This is a genomic window from Proteus sp. HMSC14B05 (assembly GCF_001808035.1).
GTDB classification, from domain to species: domain Bacteria; phylum Pseudomonadota; class Gammaproteobacteria; order Enterobacterales; family Enterobacteriaceae; genus Proteus; species Proteus mirabilis.
The window spans coordinates 1-4,597 of record NZ_KV791972.1; the positions used below are offsets into that span (position 1 = coordinate 1).

General features: G+C 38.8%; 3 protein-coding genes, 5 tRNA genes and 1 rRNA gene. 8 read left to right on the top strand and 1 reads right to left on the bottom strand.

Features of this window, described 5'->3' with window-relative positions:
• The first annotated feature begins 76 nt into the window (after nucleotides 1–76).
• From HMPREF3129_RS03915 to birA, 4 genes are all read left to right on the top strand, one after another.
• Nucleotides 77–152: transfer RNA gene (locus HMPREF3129_RS03915), tRNA-Thr, on the top strand.
• Between the two features lie 49 nt (nucleotides 153–201).
• Nucleotides 202–317 (top strand): 5S ribosomal RNA (gene rrf / locus HMPREF3129_RS03920).
• A gap of 198 nt (nucleotides 318–515) precedes the next feature.
• Complete coding sequence (gene murB, locus HMPREF3129_RS03925; RefSeq protein ID WP_004246973.1) at nucleotides 516–1,550, top strand: UDP-N-acetylmuramate dehydrogenase; 1,035 nt, start codon at nucleotides 516–518, stop codon at nucleotides 1,548–1,550.
• On the top strand, nucleotides 1,547–2,509 hold the full coding sequence (birA, locus tag HMPREF3129_RS03930) for a bifunctional biotin--[acetyl-CoA-carboxylase] ligase/biotin operon repressor BirA (RefSeq protein WP_004246972.1): 963 nt from the start codon (nucleotides 1,547–1,549) through the stop codon (nucleotides 2,507–2,509). The genes murB and birA overlap by 4 nt, the downstream gene beginning before the upstream one ends.
• A 132-nt stretch (nucleotides 2,510–2,641) precedes the next feature.
• On the opposite strand, the gene coaA is transcribed toward birA, so the two are convergent.
• The gene (coaA, locus tag HMPREF3129_RS03935) at nucleotides 2,642–3,589 is read right to left on the bottom strand and encodes a type I pantothenate kinase (protein ID WP_004246971.1); all 948 of its coding nucleotides are present in this window, start codon (nucleotides 3,587–3,589) and stop codon (nucleotides 2,642–2,644) included.
• Nucleotides 3,590–4,026: 437 nt separating this feature from the next.
• On the opposite strand from coaA, the gene HMPREF3129_RS03945 reads away from it, so the two are divergent.
• The 4 genes from HMPREF3129_RS03945 (at nucleotide 4,027) to HMPREF3129_RS03960 (ending at nucleotide 4,441) form a co-directional block, all read left to right on the top strand.
• Nucleotides 4,027–4,102: transfer RNA gene (locus HMPREF3129_RS03945), tRNA-Thr, on the top strand.
• A 16-nt stretch (nucleotides 4,103–4,118) separates the two neighbouring features.
• Nucleotides 4,119–4,203, top strand: a tRNA-Tyr gene (locus tag HMPREF3129_RS03950).
• An 82-nt stretch (nucleotides 4,204–4,285) separates the two neighbouring features.
• A tRNA-Gly gene (locus HMPREF3129_RS03955) sits at nucleotides 4,286–4,360 on the top strand.
• 5 nt (nucleotides 4,361–4,365) lie between these two features.
• A tRNA-Thr gene (locus HMPREF3129_RS03960) sits at nucleotides 4,366–4,441 on the top strand.
• The last annotated feature ends 156 nt before the right edge of the window (nucleotides 4,442–4,597 follow it).

The window sequence follows — 4,597 nt, forward strand, 5'->3', positions numbered from 1 at the left end:
TCTCCCCATGTGAGAGTAGGGAACTGCCAAGCATCAATATTTAGGCTGTGTCAGCCGGTGACAATAAGCCACTAGTGCTGATATGGCTCAGTTGGTAGAGCACACCCTTGGTAAGGGTGAGGTCCCCAGTTCGAATCTGGGTATCAGCACCATAAAAAATTATTGATAACTACATAAACAGATAGTTATATACAGAATTTGCTTAGCGGCCATAGCGCGGTGGTCCCACCTGATCCCATGCCGAACTCAGAAGTGAAACGCCGTAGCGCCGATGGTAGTGTGGGGTCTCCCCATGTGAGAGTAGGGAACTGCCAAGCATTAAATTAGACGAGAAAGCCAACCCACTGGGTTGGCTTTTTTGCATTTGTTTTTCTTTATTCTTAATGATCATCACACCTAGAATATTACAGGTATCTTTTTAACTTACTCTTATTACCTACCAACAGCTCACTCGCGCTATCCTCACAGCAGGTTGACTGCTAAACTAAGCTATTAGCTAAATGAGGTCGACTTTCATGAATGAACCTATTTCATTGCAATCATTTAATACATTTGGTTTGAAAGCCAATGCTCGTCATATAGAAACGGCAAAGAATACAGATGAACTCTGTCGGTACTGGCAAAATGCTCAAGACCAAAAACTGCCTATTCTTATTTTAGGCGGAGGGAGTAATGTTCTATTCATTGAAGATTTTAACGGTACGGTGATTAGAAACTGTATTTCTGGCATTGAAATTACAGAAGATGAGCAACAATGGCATATTCATGTTGGGGCAGGTGAAAATTGGCATAACCTTATAAAGAGCTTAATTGAAAAGCATATTTATGGGTTAGAAAATCTCGCTTTAATCCCTGGTAATGTTGGATCTGCTCCCATACAAAATATTGGTGCTTATGGTAAAGAATTAAAAGACGTTTGCGCCTATGTTGATATTGTTGAGTTAAGCACTGGTAAAGTCACGCGTTTAACAAATGAAGAGTGCCAATTTGGCTATCGCGACAGCATTTTTAAACATCACTATCAGCAAGGTTATGCAATTATTGCCGTTGGCTTAGTGCTGAATAAACATTGGGAACCTATTTTGACCTATGGTGATTTAGCTAAATTATCACCAGAAACAGTCACACCACAGATAGTATTCGAATCTGTATGCGGTATGAGGACAAGTAAATTGCCGGATCCTGCTCTTACAGGTAATGCGGGTAGTTTTTTTAAAAATCCTATTGTTGATATAAAACTTGCACAACGCTTAAAAAGTAAATATCCATTTTGCCCTCAATATGTACAACATAATGGTGTAAAACTTGCTGCAGGCTGGCTTATTGATCAATGTGGTTTGAAAGGTTATCAGAGCGGTGGCGCTGCTGTGCATACAAAACAGGCATTGGTATTAATTAATAAAGAAGGCAAGGCAAGTGGGCGCGATATTGTTAATTTAGCAAGTTATATTCGCCAAAAGGTATTTGAACGTTTTGGAGTCCAATTAGAGCCGGAAGTGCGTTTTATTGGACGGCATGGCGAGATTAACGCGGTGGATGCTATTTCATGAAAGAGACATCAACTCCTCTATTACTCATCAATATCCTTGCTGATGGTGAGCTCCATTCAGGAGAACAATTAGGCGAAAGTTTGGGGATGACACGGGCAGGGATTAATAAGCATATCAAGACATTGCGTAGCTGGGGTATCGACATTCATACAGTGGCAGGTCAGGGTTATCAGCTAGATGCACCGATGAACCTGTTAAACAGTGAACGTGTCAATCGAGGCATTCAAGGTGCACCAGCTCGTGTGATACCGGTTATTGATTCAACTAACCAGTATATGATACAGCGTATTAGTGAATTAACCTCCGGTGATGTTTGTATTGCTGAATATCAATCTGCAGGGCGTGGACGCAGAGGGCGGCAATGGATCTCTCCTTTTGGCCGTAATCTATATCTCAGTATGTATTGGAAATTGGATCAAGGACCTGCTGCCGCAATCGGGCTAAGTTTAGTTGTTGGTGTGATCCTTGCTGAAGTTTTACAGCAATTTGGTGCGAATGGTGTCAAAGTTAAATGGCCAAACGATCTTTACTTAAATGATAAAAAATTATCTGGGATCTTGGTTGAATTAACGGGAAAAACAGGTGATGTTGCGCATATTGTTACTGGCATTGGTATTAATATCGCCATGAGTAACAATCAAAAAGATGCAATAAACCAACAATGGATTAATTTAGAGCAGGTAGGGATAAAAATAGATAGGAATCAGTTGGCTTGTGAAATCACCAATGCGCTAAGAAAAGCATTTGTACAATTTGAAAAACAGGGGTTATCTGCTTTTATTGAACGTTGGAAAAGTTTAGATAATTTTATTGATAGGCGTGTTAAATTAATTATTGGTGACAAAGAGATCTTTGGTATCGCTAAAGGTATTAATGAGCAAGGAGCGTTACTTTTAGAACAAAATAATAAAATAGTACCCTATATTGGTGGTGAGATATCGCTACGAAGTGCACCATAATTGGTTTATTTTGCTGCAATCTTCATATTAAAATATGCTCTCTAAAATAGGCAAAGAGAGCATATTTAAATTTAATCCACCTATTTATAGGGTGAGAATTGATAATTTATCTATTCTCTAAATAGGTAAGATTTATTTACGTAACCTAACGCTTTTAACCGAATGGTTATCACCCTTAGTCATAATCAAACTGGCTCTTTCACGGGTTGGTAAAATATTTTGCTTTAGGTTTAAGCCATTAATTTCTTGCCAAATGGAAGACGCGATCTCAATAGATTCTTCGCGACTCAGTTTGGAATAATTATTGAAATAGGATTCGGGATCGGTAAATGCCCCTTCACGGAATTTTAAAAATCGGCTGATATACCAGTGTTTCAATAATGCTTCATCTGCATCAACATAAATGGAAAAGTCGACATAATCTGATACAAAAACATTGTGTGGATCATGAGGGTAGTCTTGATTACTCTGTAATACATTGAGTCCTTCAAGGATCAAAATATCGGGTTGCTCAATGACCTGTTTTTTGTCTGGAATAATGTCATACACTAAATGAGAATAGACAGGTGCTGTCACTTGCTTTTTGCCTGATTTAATATCAGAGACAAAAGAGACAAGACTATGCATATCATAGGATTCAGGAAACCCTTTTTTCTTCATTATTCCGCGTTTTTTTAATTCCGCATTAGGTAATAAAAATCCATCAGTGGTAATCAAATCCACTTTCCGATGTTCAGGCCAACGAGTTAGCAAAGCTTGAAGTAAACGGGCAGTCGTACTTTTGCCCACCGCTACGCTACCCGCTATACCAATGATATAAGGAATTTTGGCGTTATTTGTGCCTAAAAACTGTTCTAAGACAGCCTGACGACGTAAATTTGAACTGATATAGAAATTTAACAACCTTGATAATGGAAGATAAATTTCAATGACATCATCAATTGAGATTTCTTCATTAATGCCTTTAAGGTCGGCAATTTCTGTTTCTGTTAATGTTAAGGGGACCGAATTCCTTAACGTAGCCCACTGCTTTCTATCAAATTCTAAATAAGGGGTTGTAAAGCGTTCTTTGTTATTCATAAGCCAACATCTGCCTAGTATTCGCAGGTTGGACAGGCTGTTTTAAACACCCGTATCCGATAAAAAATAAACAGCATCATAACGAGTGATGTGGCAGAGGCGTAGAGATTTTTTACTTTTTTTCTGCTTTTTTTGACGCGAACTGAATAAATTTGTAAAAAAAGTACAAAAAATAGTCATAAAAAATAAAAATAAGCGTAGAATAAAAGCGTAAAAATAATTCTTTTAGGTGAATTTTACTGTTTAGTGATAAATCTAGGATTGTAGAGAGAATATTGCGTTGGATTTTCTTTGATTTTTTTGCTGTCATTTTGGTCGTTTTTTTCCTAAAAAATCAACAATACATACAAAAATGAACAAAATCTAAGCAAAAGAACAAATATCGCAATTTTTTTGTTGCATCATGACGAAAGTCCTCCTAGAATGCGCACCACTTAGCCGGCATAGCTCAGTTGGTAGAGCAACTGACTTGTAATCAGTAGGTCCCGAGTTCGACTCTTGGTGCCGGCACCATTTAAAATTTAGATTTGGTGGGATACCCAAGCGGCCAAAGGGAGCAGACTGTAAATCTGCCGTCACAGACTTCGAAGGTTCGAATCCTTCTCCCACCACCATTAATTCCTTACTTAAGTGTTTTCAAATCGTGAACACTTGAGTAGAATACAAAGCTGATTTTAAGTCAGGTAGCCGAGTTCTGCGGGCATCGTATAATGGCTATTACCTCAGCCTTCCAAGCTGATGATGCGGGTTCGATTCCCGCTGCCCGCTCCAGATGTGCTGATATAGCTCAGTTGGTAGAGCGCACCCTTGGTAAGGGTGAGGTCGGCAGTTCGAATCTGCCTATCAGCACCACTCCCCAATGTTCTTGCCTTCCTGATTAAAAATCTTAACAAGCATAGCTAATCGCTAGTTTAATTACTGCTTGGTTGATGTGGTGTAACCACCGATTCCGTGTCTTAGAGGGACAATTTAAATGTCTAAAGAAAAATTTGAACGTTCAAAACCGCA

Bases quoted from the DNA above. Each gene is read 5' to 3' on its own strand.
- coaA (WP_004246971.1), bottom strand. From the start codon at position 3,589: ATGAATAACAAAGAACGCTTTACAACCCCTTATTTAGAATTTGATAGA.
- birA (WP_004246972.1), top strand. From the start codon at position 1,547: ATGAAAGAGACATCAACTCCTCTATTACTCATCAATATCCTTGCTGAT.
- murB (WP_004246973.1), top strand. From the start codon at position 516: ATGAATGAACCTATTTCATTGCAATCATTTAATACATTTGGTTTGAAA.